The organism is Hymenobacter mucosus (assembly GCF_900188255.1).
Taxonomy (GTDB): domain Bacteria; phylum Bacteroidota; class Bacteroidia; order Cytophagales; family Hymenobacteraceae; genus Hymenobacter; species Hymenobacter mucosus.
Genome location: NZ_FZNS01000002.1, coordinates 1 through 14,117, shown reverse-complemented (window position 1 = coordinate 14,117; position 14,117 = coordinate 1). Strand labels below are relative to the sequence as shown.

General features: G+C 51.8%; 13 protein-coding genes and 1 tRNA gene. 8 read left to right on the top strand and 6 right to left on the bottom strand.

Features of this window, described 5'->3' with window-relative positions; all coding sequences use genetic code 11:
- Positions 1-46: 46 nt before the first annotated feature.
- Positions 47-1,012 carry an ADP-glyceromanno-heptose 6-epimerase gene (rfaD, locus tag CHB83_RS04070; protein WP_089331772.1) on the bottom strand — a complete coding sequence of 322 codons (966 nt, stop codon included), beginning with the start codon at positions 1,010-1,012 and terminating at the stop codon, positions 47-49.
- Between the two features lie 174 nt (positions 1,013-1,186).
- Between rfaD and CHB83_RS04065 the strand changes: the two genes are divergently transcribed.
- The 4 genes from CHB83_RS04065 to lpxB all read left to right on the top strand — a co-directional run bounded on the left by CHB83_RS04065 (position 1,187) and on the right by lpxB (position 4,861).
- Positions 1,187-2,119, top strand: coding sequence for an ABC transporter substrate-binding protein (locus CHB83_RS04065; RefSeq protein WP_089331771.1), 933 nt, complete (start codon positions 1,187-1,189; stop codon positions 2,117-2,119).
- A 22-nt stretch (positions 2,120-2,141) separates the two neighbouring features.
- Entirely contained in the window at positions 2,142-3,149 is a 1,008-nt protein-coding gene (locus CHB83_RS04060) for a FecCD family ABC transporter permease (RefSeq protein ID WP_045687202.1), read from the top strand.
- Between the two features lie 85 nt (positions 3,150-3,234).
- The gene (locus CHB83_RS04055; protein ID WP_045687201.1) at positions 3,235-3,657 is read left to right on the top strand and encodes a 6-pyruvoyl trahydropterin synthase family protein; all 423 of its coding nucleotides are present in this window, start codon (positions 3,235-3,237) and stop codon (positions 3,655-3,657) included.
- 91 nt (positions 3,658-3,748) lie between these two features.
- On the top strand, positions 3,749-4,861 hold the full coding sequence (gene lpxB, locus CHB83_RS04050) for a lipid-A-disaccharide synthase (RefSeq protein WP_089331770.1): 1,113 nt from the start codon (positions 3,749-3,751) through the stop codon (positions 4,859-4,861).
- 94 nt (positions 4,862-4,955) lie between these two features.
- Here lpxB and clpX read toward each other — a convergent pair whose 3' ends face one another.
- The 4 genes from clpX to CHB83_RS04030 form a co-directional block, all read right to left on the bottom strand.
- A complete protein-coding gene (gene clpX, locus CHB83_RS04045) occupies positions 4,956-6,179 on the bottom strand; it encodes an ATP-dependent Clp protease ATP-binding subunit ClpX (protein WP_045689952.1) in 1,224 nt (407 codons plus the stop codon).
- 265 nt (positions 6,180-6,444) lie between these two features.
- Complete coding sequence (locus CHB83_RS04040; protein WP_045689953.1) at positions 6,445-7,152, bottom strand: ClpP family protease; 708 nt, start codon at positions 7,150-7,152, stop codon at positions 6,445-6,447.
- 113 nt (positions 7,153-7,265) lie between these two features.
- The gene (tig, locus tag CHB83_RS04035) at positions 7,266-8,594 is read right to left on the bottom strand and encodes a trigger factor (RefSeq protein WP_045689954.1); all 1,329 of its coding nucleotides are present in this window, start codon (positions 8,592-8,594) and stop codon (positions 7,266-7,268) included.
- A gap of 128 nt (positions 8,595-8,722) precedes the next feature.
- Positions 8,723-8,804: transfer RNA gene (locus tag CHB83_RS04030), tRNA-Leu, on the bottom strand.
- Positions 8,805-9,041: 237 nt separating this feature from the next.
- Here CHB83_RS04030 and CHB83_RS04025 point away from each other — a divergent pair.
- From CHB83_RS04025 to CHB83_RS04010, 4 genes are all read left to right on the top strand, one after another.
- Complete coding sequence (locus tag CHB83_RS04025) at positions 9,042-11,249, top strand: RelA/SpoT family protein (RefSeq protein WP_045689955.1); 2,208 nt, start codon at positions 9,042-9,044, stop codon at positions 11,247-11,249.
- A 153-nt stretch (positions 11,250-11,402) separates the two neighbouring features.
- Positions 11,403-11,894, top strand: a complete 492-nt coding sequence (locus CHB83_RS04020; RefSeq protein WP_045689956.1) for a Fur family transcriptional regulator — start codon at positions 11,403-11,405, stop codon at positions 11,892-11,894.
- Positions 11,891-12,238 carry an STAS domain-containing protein gene (locus CHB83_RS04015; protein ID WP_045689957.1) on the top strand — a complete coding sequence of 116 codons (348 nt, stop codon included), beginning with the start codon at positions 11,891-11,893 and terminating at the stop codon, positions 12,236-12,238. Before CHB83_RS04020 ends, CHB83_RS04015 begins: the two co-directional genes overlap by 4 nt.
- The gene (locus CHB83_RS04010; protein WP_045689958.1) at positions 12,238-13,509 is read left to right on the top strand and encodes an adenylosuccinate synthase; all 1,272 of its coding nucleotides are present in this window, start codon (positions 12,238-12,240) and stop codon (positions 13,507-13,509) included. Before CHB83_RS04015 ends, CHB83_RS04010 begins: the two co-directional genes overlap by 1 nt.
- 142 nt (positions 13,510-13,651) lie before the next feature.
- Here CHB83_RS04010 and CHB83_RS04005 read toward each other — a convergent pair whose 3' ends face one another.
- The gene (locus CHB83_RS04005; RefSeq protein WP_089331769.1) at positions 13,652-13,891 is read right to left on the bottom strand and encodes a hypothetical protein; all 240 of its coding nucleotides are present in this window, start codon (positions 13,889-13,891) and stop codon (positions 13,652-13,654) included.
- Between the last annotated feature and the right edge of the window lie 226 nt (positions 13,892-14,117).

Here is a 14,117-nt window from a genome sequence, read left to right as displayed (position 1 = left end):
TCCAACGTGAGGAAGAGGCGGCCTGATCGGGTTTCAAAAAGTAGGCTTACAAATACTGGCCCGGCACTAAGTAATTGCGCACGTAGTCCGAAATGCCGTCCTCCAGGCGGGTAAAGGGCTGGGTGTAGCCAATGCTGCGCAGCTTGCTCATATCGGCTTGGGTAAAGTATTGGTAGGTGTCGCGAATATCTTCGGGCGTATCCCGGAATCGGATGTCGGCCGTGCGGTCGAGGGCTGCGAAGGTGTTCAGGGTAAGATCGAGGAAAGTGCGTGCCTCGCCAGTGCCTAAGTTATAAATGCCGGAGTGCTGCCGGTTGTGCATCAGGAAGTAGCACACGTCTACCACGTCTTTCACATATACAAAGTCGCGCTGCTGCTCTCCGTCGGCATACTCTGGGTTGTGCGAACGGAACAAGGTCATCGAGCCGGTGTCTAAGATTTGACGGTAGGCGTGCAGAATGACGGAAGCCATGCGTCCCTTATGGTATTCGTTGGGACCATATACATTGAAGAACTTCAACCCGGCCCAGAAAAAAGGCTTTTCGGGCTGGCTTACGGCCCAGTTGTCAAAATCATTCTTCGAGTCGCCGTAGGGGTTTAGGGGGCGAAGTAGAGGTAGGAGGGCATCCTCATCAGAGTAGCCCAGAGTGCCCGACCCGTAGGTAGCGGCAGATGATGCGTACACCAGCGGCAACTGGTAGCGTACGCAGGCCTGCCACATTTTCTTGGAGTAGTCTAGGTTGAGGACGTTGAGCACGTCGCGGTTCTGTTCGGTCGTGTCCGTGCGAGCTCCTAGGTGGAAAATGAACTCCACTTGCTCGTGGTTGGCATCCAGCCACTCAAAAAATCCTTCACGGTCTACATACTCACGCAGGTGCTTTCCTTTCAGGTTGGCAAGCTTGCGCTCCTCATTGAAGTTGTCCACCACCACGATATCGTTGAAGTTGGCGGCATTGAGGCGGGTGACAAGACAGCTGGCAATAAAGCCGGCGGCTCCGGTAACGACTATCATAGGGCAGAAATTTGGGCAAAAGTAGGCAGACACCGCGTAAGCTTGGCAGTGGTAGCTTGCAAAAGAGAGTACAACAATCAGATTGGAGTCTGGTTGACCTTGCGCGGCTATACGAGCTGCAGCCCACTGCGGCTACGAATCGGCTAATACCTCGCCGCCCTTACCTTTGCTTGCATGCCTCCACGCCGCCGTTTCGCCCGCCTGCTACCGCTCTTGCTGGTACTATTTGCCTGTAATCCCGACAAACCAGCTTCCAAGACGCCCGCCGCGGCCGCGCCGCAGCACCTCACCGATGACTTGGGCCGCTCCCTAACGGTACCTGCCAACCCGCGCCGTATTATGGGGCTAGCTCCCTCGGCCACCGAAATGCTCTTCGCCGTGGCCGATACCGCTACCATCGTGGCGCGCACCCAAGTATGCGACTATCCTGCCGCGGCCTTACGCAAGCCTGTGATTAGCAGCTACCCCCTCGACATGGAGCGCCTGGTAGCCCTGCACCCGGATATCATCTTTACCGTGGAGGGTATAACCTCACCCGACGATGCGGCGCGGCTAGAGAAATTTGGCATACCCGTCTATTATCAACGCTTCGAGAAGGTAGAAGATGTGTTCACAGGTTTGCTGACCATTGGCCAGATCTTACACCGTGAGCCACAAGCCCGCCGCCTCACAGACTCCCTGCGTGCTGAGCTGCGCGCTGTGACAGCACCAGCTTCGGCCGCGGTGGCGCCACGCGTACTAGCCATCACCTGGCAGGATCCCATCTACGTGTATGGCCAAAACACGCTATTTACTGACAAAATCAGGCTGGCAGGCGGGCAAAACGCCGTGACGGAAAAGTTTGCCCAGCCCTACCCAGCCCTCACCCGCGAGTATATCCTGAAGCTGAATCCCGACATGCTTATTGGCGGAAGCTTTGAAAAGCTAGACAGCTCCTTTTTTCGGAAGTATCCTGAGCTTCGGCGCATCGGGGCGTATCAGTCGCGGCACGTATTCGGAATCACCGGCAACCTGATGGAACGCCCGGGGCCGCGGGTAGTGGAGTCGGTGCGGGAGTTACGCCGGTTGGTGCAAGCTTCCGCGGCATCAGTGGTAGCACCACGTTAGCCACTTTTACTGCTACACCTGTATGAATCGACCCGCTCTGCCCTGGATTTTGGCTAGTTTGCTCCTAACGGTAGTGCTGTTGGCTGTGGGCCTGCGGGTGGGTAGCTACGAAACAAGTTACGCGCTCATCAGGCAAGCCCTGCTGCACTATGATCCGCAGAACCCAGCCCAGTTAGTACTAATAGAGTTGCGCCTGCCTCGCCTACTGCTAGCCTTGCTAGCAGGCGGCGGCTTAGCCTTTAGCGGATACCTCATGCAGGCCATGGTGAACAACCCCATGGCCGACCCCTATTTATTGGGCACTGCTTCGGGTGGAGCACTGGGGGCTATTCTCACGTTTGCGTTGCTCCCTAATCTGGTTGTTGGCGGTATTTACCTGCCTCCGGTGGCCGCTCTGCTGGGGGCACTGTGTACTACGCTGGTGGTCGTTGTGCTAGGCTCCCGGCGGGGGCAGCTTATACCTACCCAAATGCTGTTGGTGGGAGTAGCAGTTGGCTCGCTTACTACTGCCTTGGGAGGCCTGCTCACGTTTCTGGCTAGCAGTCAGGAAAAGCTGCGCACCATCACGTTTTGGTCTATGGGCGGTTTTGAGAAAGCCAGTTGGGACGTGCTACCCTATCCTGCTGGGGCGCTCCTGGTAGCGCTGGGCGTATTTGTGGTAGTACAGCAGGACCTCAATATCTTACTGCTAGGGGAGGAGAGGGCCCAGGCCTTGGGGGTGCACGTAGCCCGCACCCGCTGGATTCTACTTATCACGGCGTCTTTGCTGACGGGATGTGCCGTTGCGCTGTGTGGACCAGTGGGCTTCGTAGGACTCATGGTTCCTCACCTCACCCGCTGGATTCTTGGTGTCACGGGCCGAGCCAACCTCCTGTTCTGTGCGCTGCTAGGCGGCAACTTTCTGCTGCTCTGCGACCTGCTGGCCCGCCTGCTCTACCCACCAGCCGGACTACCAGTAGGACTGGTCACTGCCCTGTTCGGCGTACCGTTCTTCGTATATTTGCTGCGAAAACAAGGGTCTAGCGCGTAGGACGCCACGGCTTGTGGTACGTGGGCAGGTAGTTCATTCGTCACCCCAGCCAAGGCCCCAACGTGTAAGACATCAACACCCTACTATGGTATACATCAGCCGACAGGAGCACTTCAATGCGGCCCACAAGCTCTACAACCCTGCTTGGAGTGAGGAGCGCAACCGCGAAGTCTTCGGCCCCTGTGCCAACGCCAACTGGCATGGCCACAATTACGACCTCATTGTCACCGTCAAAGGCAAGCCCGATCCCGAAACGGGGTTTGTTATTGACCTTAAGCAGCTTAGTACGGTTATTCGTACCCACGTGGTAGATCAGGTAGATCATAAGAACCTGAACATTGACGTGCCTTTCATGCAAGGCCAACTGGCCAGCACCGAAAACCTAGTAATTGCGTTCTGGAACATTCTCCAACCTGAGATTGAACGTATCTCGCCAGCCCGGTTGCACAGCATCAAACTCTACGAAACACCTCGCAACTTTGTGGAATACTTCGGCGAGGACAATTAAAAAATGAGAATCAGAAGGGGGTAAGTGCTACGCTGTAGAGCGCCAGCTGCCCCCTCCGTTTCTACTTTTTGGTCCTCAGTTTTTACTTGCAATGAAATATTACCTGATAGCTGGCGAACGTTCCGGCGACTTTCACGCTGCTAACCTTATGCGCGAGTTGCGTCAGCAGGACCCCCAAGCCGAGTTTCGTTGCTGGGGCGGCGATATGATGCAAGCCGCAGGTGGCGAACTGGTTCATCACTACCAGGAGATGGCCATCATGGGGTTTTGGGAGGCTGCTACTAGCATCCTAAAATTCCGGGGCTACCTGAAAGAATGTCAGCAAGACCTGTTGACTTACAAACCCGACGTAGTGATTCTGGTAGATTACGCCGGGTTCAACATGCGGGTAGCCAAGTTTGCCAAGGCTAATGGGGTAAAGGTATTCTACTACATCTCACCTAAAATATGGGCCTGGAACCAAGGACGGGTACATAAGGTGAAGGCATTAGTAGACAAGATGTTTGTCATACTGCCCTTCGAGGAAGAGTTCTACCAACGCTTCGATTACAAAGTTGACTACATCGGGAACCCTACCGCCGATGCGGTAGGTGAACACCGCAAGACTGACGATTTTCACGAACGGAACGGGCTAGATCCTATGCGCCCCATTATTGCGGTGCTGCCAGGCTCGCGTAAGCAGGAAATTGAAGAGATGCTCTATGAGATGGTAGCCATCCTGCCACCCTTCCTCGATTATCAGTTCATCGTGGCAGGCGTCGACAACCTCGACCGGAACTACTACGCCAATTTCGAGCGTAACAATGTTCGGATTCTCTTTGATCAAACCTATGACCTGCTGGCTCATGCTACGGCCGCTTTAGTAACCAGCGGTACCGCCACCCTCGAAACAGCTTTATTTGACGTTCCTCAGGTAGTATGCTACCGCACGAGTGCGGTATCGTACACCATCAGCAAAGCCGTTATCAAGGTGCCGTACATTTCGCTGGTAAATCTCATTGCGGGTAAGGAGGTAGTCAAAGAACTTATCCAAAGTGAGTTCAACTCCCGCAACCTCGTTACGGAACTCAAGAAAATTACGGCTGATGAAGGGTTCATTGCCGAGCAGAAAGCCGGCTACGCTGAAATTCGTGAGAAGCTAGGCCAGCAACGTGCAGCAGCAAAAGCTGCGAAGCTAATGGTAGGGTATTTAGGCAAAACCTAGGCGGTCCACGCCGTTTCTGTTTCAGCCATTACAAATACCAAAAAGGCGGCACGTGCTTAGCACGTGCCGCCTTTTTGGTATTTGTAATGGCTTTCTACGCTGCCCGCAGTTGCTTTAAAGGCGACTGCTCGAATTTCTCCCGGGCGTACTCCAGGTCAATAACTAATTCCTTGGTGTCTGTCTCCGAAGGCATGTCGAACATGGCGTCTGTCATAATGCTTTCGCAGATGCTGCGCAGACCACGGGCGCCGAGCCGGTATTCATCGGCTTTCACCACAATATATTCCAGAGCGCCCTCGGAAAAGCTGAGTTGCACACCTTCCATGTCAAAGAGGCGCTGGTACTGCTTCACGATAGAGTTCTTCGGCTCTGTCAGGATTTTACGCAGGGTAGCGTGGTCGAGCGGGTTCAAATGGGTTAGCACAGGTAAACGTCCAATTAGCTCGGGAATAAGGCCGAACTGCTTCAAGTCTTGGGCCGTCACGTAGCGGAGGAAGTTCTGCGTGTCGATCTTCTCGTCTAACTGGGTTTTGGCAAAGCCAATGGGCTTGGTGTTAAGACGAGTTTTGATGATGCGGTCAATACCCACGAAAGCGCCGCCGCAGATGAAGAGGATGTTCTCGGTGTTCACCGTAATCATCTTCTGCTCGGGATGCTTGCGGCCACCATGCGGCGGAACATTTACGGTAGTGCCTTCCAGCAGCTTTAGCATGGCCTGCTGCACGCCCTCACCGCTCACGTCGCGCGTGATGCTGGGGTTATCACTCTTACGCGCAATCTTGTCAATCTCGTCGATGTATACAATGCCGCGCTCAGCCGCTTCCACATTGTAGTCGGCGGCTTGCAGCAGACGAGTCAAGATGCTCTCCACATCTTCGCCTACATAGCCGGCTTCTGTCAGCACAGTGGCATCGGCAATGCAAAAGGGTACTTGCAGAATATTAGCCAGCATACGGGTCAGGAAAGTTTTGCCCGTACCCGTTTCGCCTACCATAATGATGTTCGATTTCTCAATTACTACATCATCTTTCTGCGGCTTTTGCATCAGGCGCTTGTAGTGGTTGTACACCGCTACCGACATCACCTTCTTCGCCTCATCCTGACCTACCACGTACTGGTCGAGGTACTCCTTCATTTCGCGCGGCTTCACGAGGTTGAACTTCGGCGCTTTTGAATTTGCCCGAATCTTATTTTCCTCGTTCAAGATTTGTTGGGCCTGTCCCACACACCGCTCGCAGATGTGTGCGTTAATACCCGAAATCATCACGGAAACATCTTTTTTGCTCTTACCGCAGAAGGAGCACGTTATATCTGCCATTGCCAAAGGAACTCACAGGGTAGGGGATAGGTAACTTTCGCTAACCTACCTCAAAGGTACGAAAAGGCCAACGCCCCGCAGCCTTAAAAAAGTGCCAGCGGATTTGGCCTCTACTAAAAAGAAAAAGCCCGCCAAAGCGGGCTTTTTCCGTAACGTCGTCATGCTGAGTGGGTCGAAGAATGGTAAGTATTGCCGAGTAGCACGTAATTAAATGCGCACCTCGGCAGTTTACCCATCCTAGCTCGGCATGTTAGCTAGAGAGGTACTAGGCTTTCTTTTTCTCTAGTACCTCGTCAATCAGGCCGTACTCCTTGGCCTCATCAGCACGCATCCAGTAGTCACGGTCAGAATTATCGTGAATTTCCTGGTAGGTTTTGCCAGTGTGCTCAGCTAAGATGTCGTACAGTTCTTTCTTGAGCTTCAAAATCTCGCGGGCCGTAATCTCGATATCTGACGACTGACCTTGGGCACCGCCCGAAGGCTGGTGAATCATGACGCGGGCGTGAGGCAGGGCCGAACGTTTGTCTTTCGCACCACCAGCCAGCAGTACAGCACCCATAGAAGCTGCTAAGCCAGTGCAGATGGTAGCCACGTCGGGGTTTACATACTGCATGGTATCATAAATCCCCAGGCCAGCATATACCGAGCCGCCGGGGGAGTTGATATAGAGCAGAATGTCTTTCTTGGCGTCTACTGACTCCAAAAATAGCATCTGCGCAGTCAGGATGTTAGCAATGTAGTCGTCTACAGCCGTGCCCAGGAACACAATACGGTCCATGATCAGGCGCGAGAATACGTCAATCTCGGCGAAGCGGGTCGGACGCTCTTCGATTACCGAACGGGTCATGTTCGAAGGAAGCATCATACCAGAGCGCACTTGGCCCTCTACGTGTTGCAGGTACTGATCTACGCCCAGACCACTGAGGCCTTGACCTTTAACAGCAAACTTGCGGAATTCTTCTTTATTCAGCATGTCAGAAAATTAGGAGAAGTGAGGTGGCACAATGGATACCGCAAAGGCAACAAAAAAGCCCTCACGGCAAGTAAGGGCTTTTTTGTTGGTTCGAAAACCGAAAATGTTAGCGCTTAGCCAGCATTCTGATTGCGGAAGTCCTCGGCCGAAATCGGGTTGTCATTAACAACAACTTTGCCGCGCAGGTTTTCAAGTACTTTCTCTGCCAGAATGGCCTCATACTCGTTCACGTAGTTTTTGCCGTTCTCCTGACGCAGGAAGTTGTCAGCAAAGCCACGCACTGATTCTTCCAGCTCTGGGGTCATTTCCATGTTGAACTGGCCCAGAATCTTCTGCATCGTGCGGTCTACGATTTCCTCGTTCGATACTTTCAGCTCACTCGCCTCTACTACCTTGTTGCGGATCAAGGACCACTTCAGCTCCTTCTCGTAATCCTCATAGTGCTCTTCTACTTGCTCCGGGGTCAGTTTGCCCTCGTTTGCACGTACCAACCACTTCTTGAAGAACTCCTTAGGAATTTCGATAGTGGTGTTTTCCAGCATCTTGTCGATGATCTGGCGGTTTACCAAGTTATCCGACTCCCGGTCGTAGTTCTCTTGTACCGTCGAGCGAACTTTCTCATCGAAGTCTTCTTTCGAGGTTACAATGTCCTTACCGAATACTTTGTCGAACAGCTCCTGATTGAATTCAGCAGGTACTGAGCGCTGTACTTTCTCTACGTTCAATACATATTCTCCTTCTACCGTGCCAGCTTCTTCCTTGCTCATACCGGAGAAGTTAGCAATGGCAGCAGCATCACCGTCGAAAGCATTTTTCAAGTCGAAGGTGATAGTGTCGCCAGCTTTTACGCCTACAAACTTGTCAGCATCGTTCTTCAGCTTGTTGGTAGGTAGCAGCACTACGCGGCCTTCACCTTCGTCATCAGCCTTCTTCAGCTTGCCGTAGATGTAGTCGTTTGCTTCCGACGTTTCGGGCTCCGACGTCTCACCGAACTGGCGCTCCAACTGCTCGTACGTTTCTTTTAGCGTGTTTTCGTCGAGGTCAACTTTGTGACGGTCAACGGAAACAGCCTGATCAGCAGGTAGTTCAAACTCGGGCAGCAAGCCTAACTCAAACTGGAAGGAATAGTCCTTCTGGTTGTCGAAGTCTACGTCGGTAGGAACCGGTAGGGGCTCACCCAGAATTTTGAGGTTGTTTTCTTTGATGTAGTCATCAACTGACTTGCTCAGCAAGCCGTTGATTTCTTCCACCAGAATACCTTTTCCGTACATTTTGCGCACCAGCGTCACCGGTACTTTACCCGGGCGAAAACCTTTGATCTGCGCCTTTTTGCTATAGTCTTTCAGCTTGCTTTCTACGGCGGGAGCGTAGTCAGCCTCCGTGAGGTTTACTGTCAGGATGGCATTCAGCTGGTCGTCTTTCTTGTCGAGGGTAATGTCCAAAACGGGTGTCGGTTAAGGGTACTACGGTGTAAATAGCGGGCCAATGAAACCCGGTAAAAAAAAGAAACCCCCAACGGGTGGGTTGAGGGTTTAAAAAGCGGTTTCACAAACTCGGAAACCAAATAAAGTGCGGATGGAGGGACTCGAACCCACACGCCTTGCGGCACCAGATCCTAAGTCTGGCACGTCTACCAATTTCGCCACATCCGCGTCTGAGGCCGTCTGCCTCGGGGCCGCAAAACTACACAAGGTGTTTTGAAAAACAAGCACTGATTTCTAAAAATTCTTGTGAAGCCGACTTATTCACCTCATTGCACCAACCAAACAGGGTACGTGTTACCGTAGTACTAGTAGGTTTCTCCGTTTCGGCCTTAGCGAAACCTTAGGCCACTTCTCGTACCTTAGCAAGTAGTATCCTGCGGCGCCTATTGCGTCGCCCCGCGTACCATGTCTACCGTTATCGACCCTGAAGTAGAGCGTCAAGAAATTTTGCGCCACTACCGCCGCTTGTTGCGTACCGCTAAGCCTTACTTGAAGGAAGGCGACGCAAAGCTCATTAAGAAGGCCTTTAATACTTCCCTGGAAGCGCATAAAGAAATGCGTCGCAAGTCCGGGGAGCCTTACATTCTGCACCCACTAGCTGTAGCGCAGATTGTTGTAGAAGAAATTGGCCTGGGCACTACCAGCATTATCGCGGCCCTGTTGCACGATGTGGTAGAAGATACGCCCTGGGAAATTGCCGACGTAGAGCGGGAGTTTGGCGCTAAGGTAGCCCGCATTGTAGACGGCCTCACCAAGATTTCTGGGGTCTTTGATTACGGTACATCTGAGCAGGCTGAGAACTTCCGAAAAATGCTGCTGACTCTCTCAGATGATGTGCGAGTCATTCTGATTAAGCTAGCCGACCGGTTGCACAATATGCGGACGCTGGGCTCTATGCCCCGGCACAAGCAGCTCAAAATAGCTTCCGAAACCATCTACCTCTACGCCCCGCTCGCGCATCGCCTCGGCCTGTACGCCATAAAAACAGAGCTAGAGGACCTATATCTGAAGTATACAGATACGGAGGTGTACAATGAGCTTGTGAATCGGGTGCGGCAGAGTAGGGCCGCTCGCAACCGCTTCATTAAAGAGTTTGTGCTGCCTATTGATGATGAGCTCAAGGCACAGGGGTTCGGCTATGAAATAAAAGGCCGGCCGAAAAGCATCTATTCCATCCTTAAGAAAATGCGCAAGCAGAACATCACCTTCGACGAGGTGTATGACTTATTTGCCATTCGGGTAATTTTAGATGTGCCACCAGAGCAGGAAAAAGCCGCTTGTTGGCAGGTATATTCAATTGTAACGGACTTTTACCAGCCCAATCCTGACCGTTTGCGCGATTGGGTGAGCACGCCTAAGGCCAACGGATATGAGAGCTTACACACTACCGTCATGTCGCGCACTGGGCAGTGGGTAGAAGTGCAAATCCGGAGTCGCCGCATGGACGATATTGCCGAGAAAGGCTACGCAGCCCACTGGAAATATAAAGATAGCGGCACGCCCCAGCCAGAGTCAACTTTGGAAGCTTGGATCAATAAGGTGCGGGAGATGCTCGAAACCAATAACTCTAGCGCCTTAGAGTTTATGGACGAGTTTCGGCAGAACCTCTTCGTGAAGGAGGTGTACGCCTTTACTCCCAAGGGCAAGCTCGTCATCTTACCGGACAAAGCTACCGCCCTCGACTTCGCCTTTGAGATTCACACCCACATTGGTCTACAGTGTCTAGGAGCCAAAGTCAATCAAAAGCTTCAGCCGCTGAGCTACCAGCTGCGCAATGGCGACCAGGTAGAGATTCTAACGTCGCACAAGCAGAAGCCCACGGAAGAGTGGTTGCAGTACGTTACTACCTCTAAAGCACGTACGCGCATTAAGGATTGGCTACGTGACGACCGTAAAGCTAAATCTGAGGATGGACGGTTTCTCGTGGAAAAGCGCCTGGAACTATTGGGTATTGAATATTCACAGGACAATCTGAATCGGTTGCTGGCTCGCTTCAATACTTCCAGCGCCCCAGAGTTCTTCTACCGGCTGGCCATCGGGCAAATCGACGGTCGAGAAATCAAAACAGATCTGTTTGACCCCAGCATAGAGGCCCCCCGTCTGCCATCCAAATTGCAGCCTAAAGCGTTCGACCACGAAGTACAGAAAGTGCGTGGCGTGAATGCCAACATGCTGGTAATTGGGGAGCGAACCGACAAATTCGACTATAACATTGCGCCCTGTTGTAATCCTATCCCCGGCGACGATGTGTTTGGCTTCGAAACAGAGCAAGGCATTGTCATTCACCGAACATCTTGTCCTAAAGCTGTACAGATGATGTCTAACTTTGGCAACCGCATCGTCCGGGCTAAGTGGACAGAACAACTCGAACTAGCTTTTTTGGCGGGTATCCGCATCAAGGGCTCGGATAGGGTAGGGCTAGTAAATGATGTCACGCGCATCATCAGCAACAGCCTGAAAGTGAACATGCGCTCCATCACCATTGACTCCGACGATGGCATGTTTGAAGGGCAGATTATGGTATTTGTAAATGATACCGCCCACCTTACAAAACTGATTCAGCGCCTGTCGAAAGTGAGCGGAGTGTTGCAAGTGGAGCGCTTTGACTCCTGATTCAGTTCTTAAAAGTCTTTAAGAAAAGCAGTGAGTACAAAACAGTACAAGTAACAGCGGCAAGGATAGGCGCAGGTACTTTATGTAGCGCGTTGTGGCTCAAACTTCTACTTAGCTCGTTGGTTTTCACCTTCTATAATAAGGCCCCATACAATGCCTGTCATCGAAAAGCATCTGGACAAAGAAAAGTACGAGGAGGTGAAGAAGATATTCACTGCTTACCTCGAAAATAAGGGTCTCCGCAAGACGTCTGAGCGATACGCCATTCTCGAAGAGATTTACTCCCGCACGGGTCACTTCGACGTTGAAGAACTGTATGCTGGAATGAAGGAACAGGGCTTACAAGTAAGTCGTGCTACAGTATATAATACCCTCGACCTGCTGGTAGAACATGGCCTAGTGAGCAAGCACCAGTTTGGTCGTAACCTTGCTCAGTATGAGAAGAGTTACGGGTACCGTCAGCATGATCACGTCATCTGCACGGAGTGCCATAAAGTAGTGGAGTTCTGTGATCCGCGCATCCATGGCATCCAAACCATGGTCGGGGAGTTGCTCAACTTCCATATCTTGCACCACTCTTTGAACCTTTACGGTGTGTGCGGCGACTGCCGTGCCAAAGCCGCTGCTCGCTCTTTAGCCGAATGAAAACTGATACTGCTGTCCGAGACGGCATCCTCTTCGTGCGCCTTTCTGGCGACCTGATCGGTAGTCCCGATACGCAACAATTGCTGCAAAGCGTTGACCAGCACCTTGGTGATGAACTGCGCCATTGTACTGTCGATCTGTCGAGCATCCGCTACATTAACAGCACCGGCATTGGCGTGCTCGTTTCATTGCTGACAAAATTCCGCAGCCGGGGTGGTGAAATGGTGTTGATCAACCCTGCTGACCATCCGCGCAAAATGCTGGCTTTAACTAAACTGAACGCTATTTTTTCCATTGCGGACGATGAGGAATCGGCCGCCCAACAACTGAAAGCCGCGAACTAATGCCCGTTGACGTACTAGTAGGATTGCAGTGGGGGGATGAAGGTAAAGGCAAAATTGTCGATGTACTAGCCCCCACCTACGATGTAGTAGCCCGCTTCCAGGGCGGCCCCAATGCGGGGCATACTCTCACTTTCGATGGGGTGAAGCATGTCTTGCACCAAGTACCATCTGGAATTTTTCATCCCCACATTATTAATGTGGTAGGTAATGGAGTAGTACTTGATCCGGTAGTATTCCGTCAGGAACTCCAGAAGCTTACAGATCGAGGCGTCAACTGGAGCCAAAACCTATACATTTCGCGGAAAGCACAACTGATTTTGCCTTCGCACCGTGCTCTTGACCGCATCAACGAAGAAGCACGAGGTGGCAGCAAAATAGGCTCTACTCTAAAGGGCATTGGCCCTACCTATCAGGACAAGATCGGCCGGACTGGTCTCCGTGTAGGTGATATTCTCTTGCCCGATTTCCAGGAACGTTACCAAGAGGCAGTATCGCGTCATGCTACCCTTGCTGAATTCCATGGCCGCGGCCTCGAAATAGAAGAGTTCGAGGCCGATTTCTTTTCAGCCATTGAATTCCTGCGCACCCTACAACTCTCCGATACAGAGTACCTACTCAACGACTTGTTGAAAGAAGGCAAAAGCATCTTGGCCGAAGGTGCCCAAGGATCTATGCTGGATGTTGACTTTGGTACCTACCCCTTTGTCACTTCGTCTAGTACCATTGTTGCTGGTGCCTGCACCGGCCTTGGCATCGCCCCGCGCCATATAGATAAAGTATACGGTATTAGTAAGGCATATTGCACGCGTGTAGGTAGCGGACCCTTTCCAACGGAGCTACATGACGAAGTAGGAGAGCAAATTCGGGCTGCTGGACGTGAGTTTGGTGCTACTACTGGTCGCCCTCGCCGCTGTGGTTGGATTGACTTACCCGCCCTGCGCTATAGCATCATGCTCAACGGGGTGACCGAAATTCATCTAATGAAGGCTGATGTGTTAGACGAATTCGACGAGATTCGGGTCTGCACTCATTACATACTGCCCAATGGAGAGCAGACAGATCACCTACCCGACCACGGAGACTTACAGAATGTAACCCCCGTGTATATTGATCTGCCTGGATGGCGTACCGAATTGACATCAATTTCTGACCCAGCAGCACTACCATCCCCACTTACTGACTACATCAAGTTTCTTGAGCAGCGGCTTGACGTGCCTGTTCGCATTGTGAGCGTAGGTCCAGACCGTGTCAGCACTCTGCACCTGCAATAGACACGTTCTAGATAATAAAGAAAGGCGGCTAGGAATACTAGCCGCCTTTCTTTATTATCTAGAACGTGTCTATTGCAGGTTAGTATACACTATATATACAATGTCCCTTCAATATTGAGGTAAGAGCCATATAAAGGATAACTCATAAATCTTCCATCAGGCCATTGATTTTCAGCAGGTTGCCATACAATGTATATTTGCCATCAAAGAAAAGGATGATACTACTTGTTTTCTCTACAAGATCTACTACTTTTGCACTCCCGAATCGGACGGAGGCGGGCAACGAGAAGTAACAAAAAAAGTTGCGCTCGAAAGTTGGAAATGCAAAACAGTAGGTGTTACCTTTGCAGCTCGCTTCAGTAGGAAGGGGAACAGCAGCCAAGAGAACAGAAAATATTTTCTGCTGCTAGTTGCACGAACGAAAACGCTTCGTACCTTTGCAGCCCGCTTCAATCGGAAGAGGGTAAGCAGAAAAGAAAGAGAAAATTTTTCCTTCTTTTTCTTGCGAACAGCAAAATGCTTCGTACCTTTGCAGCCCGCTACGGCTCGAAGGAGTTGCAGCCGCCACGCTCAGCGCGGCACAGGGCTAGTTTCAACTGGAAACTAGC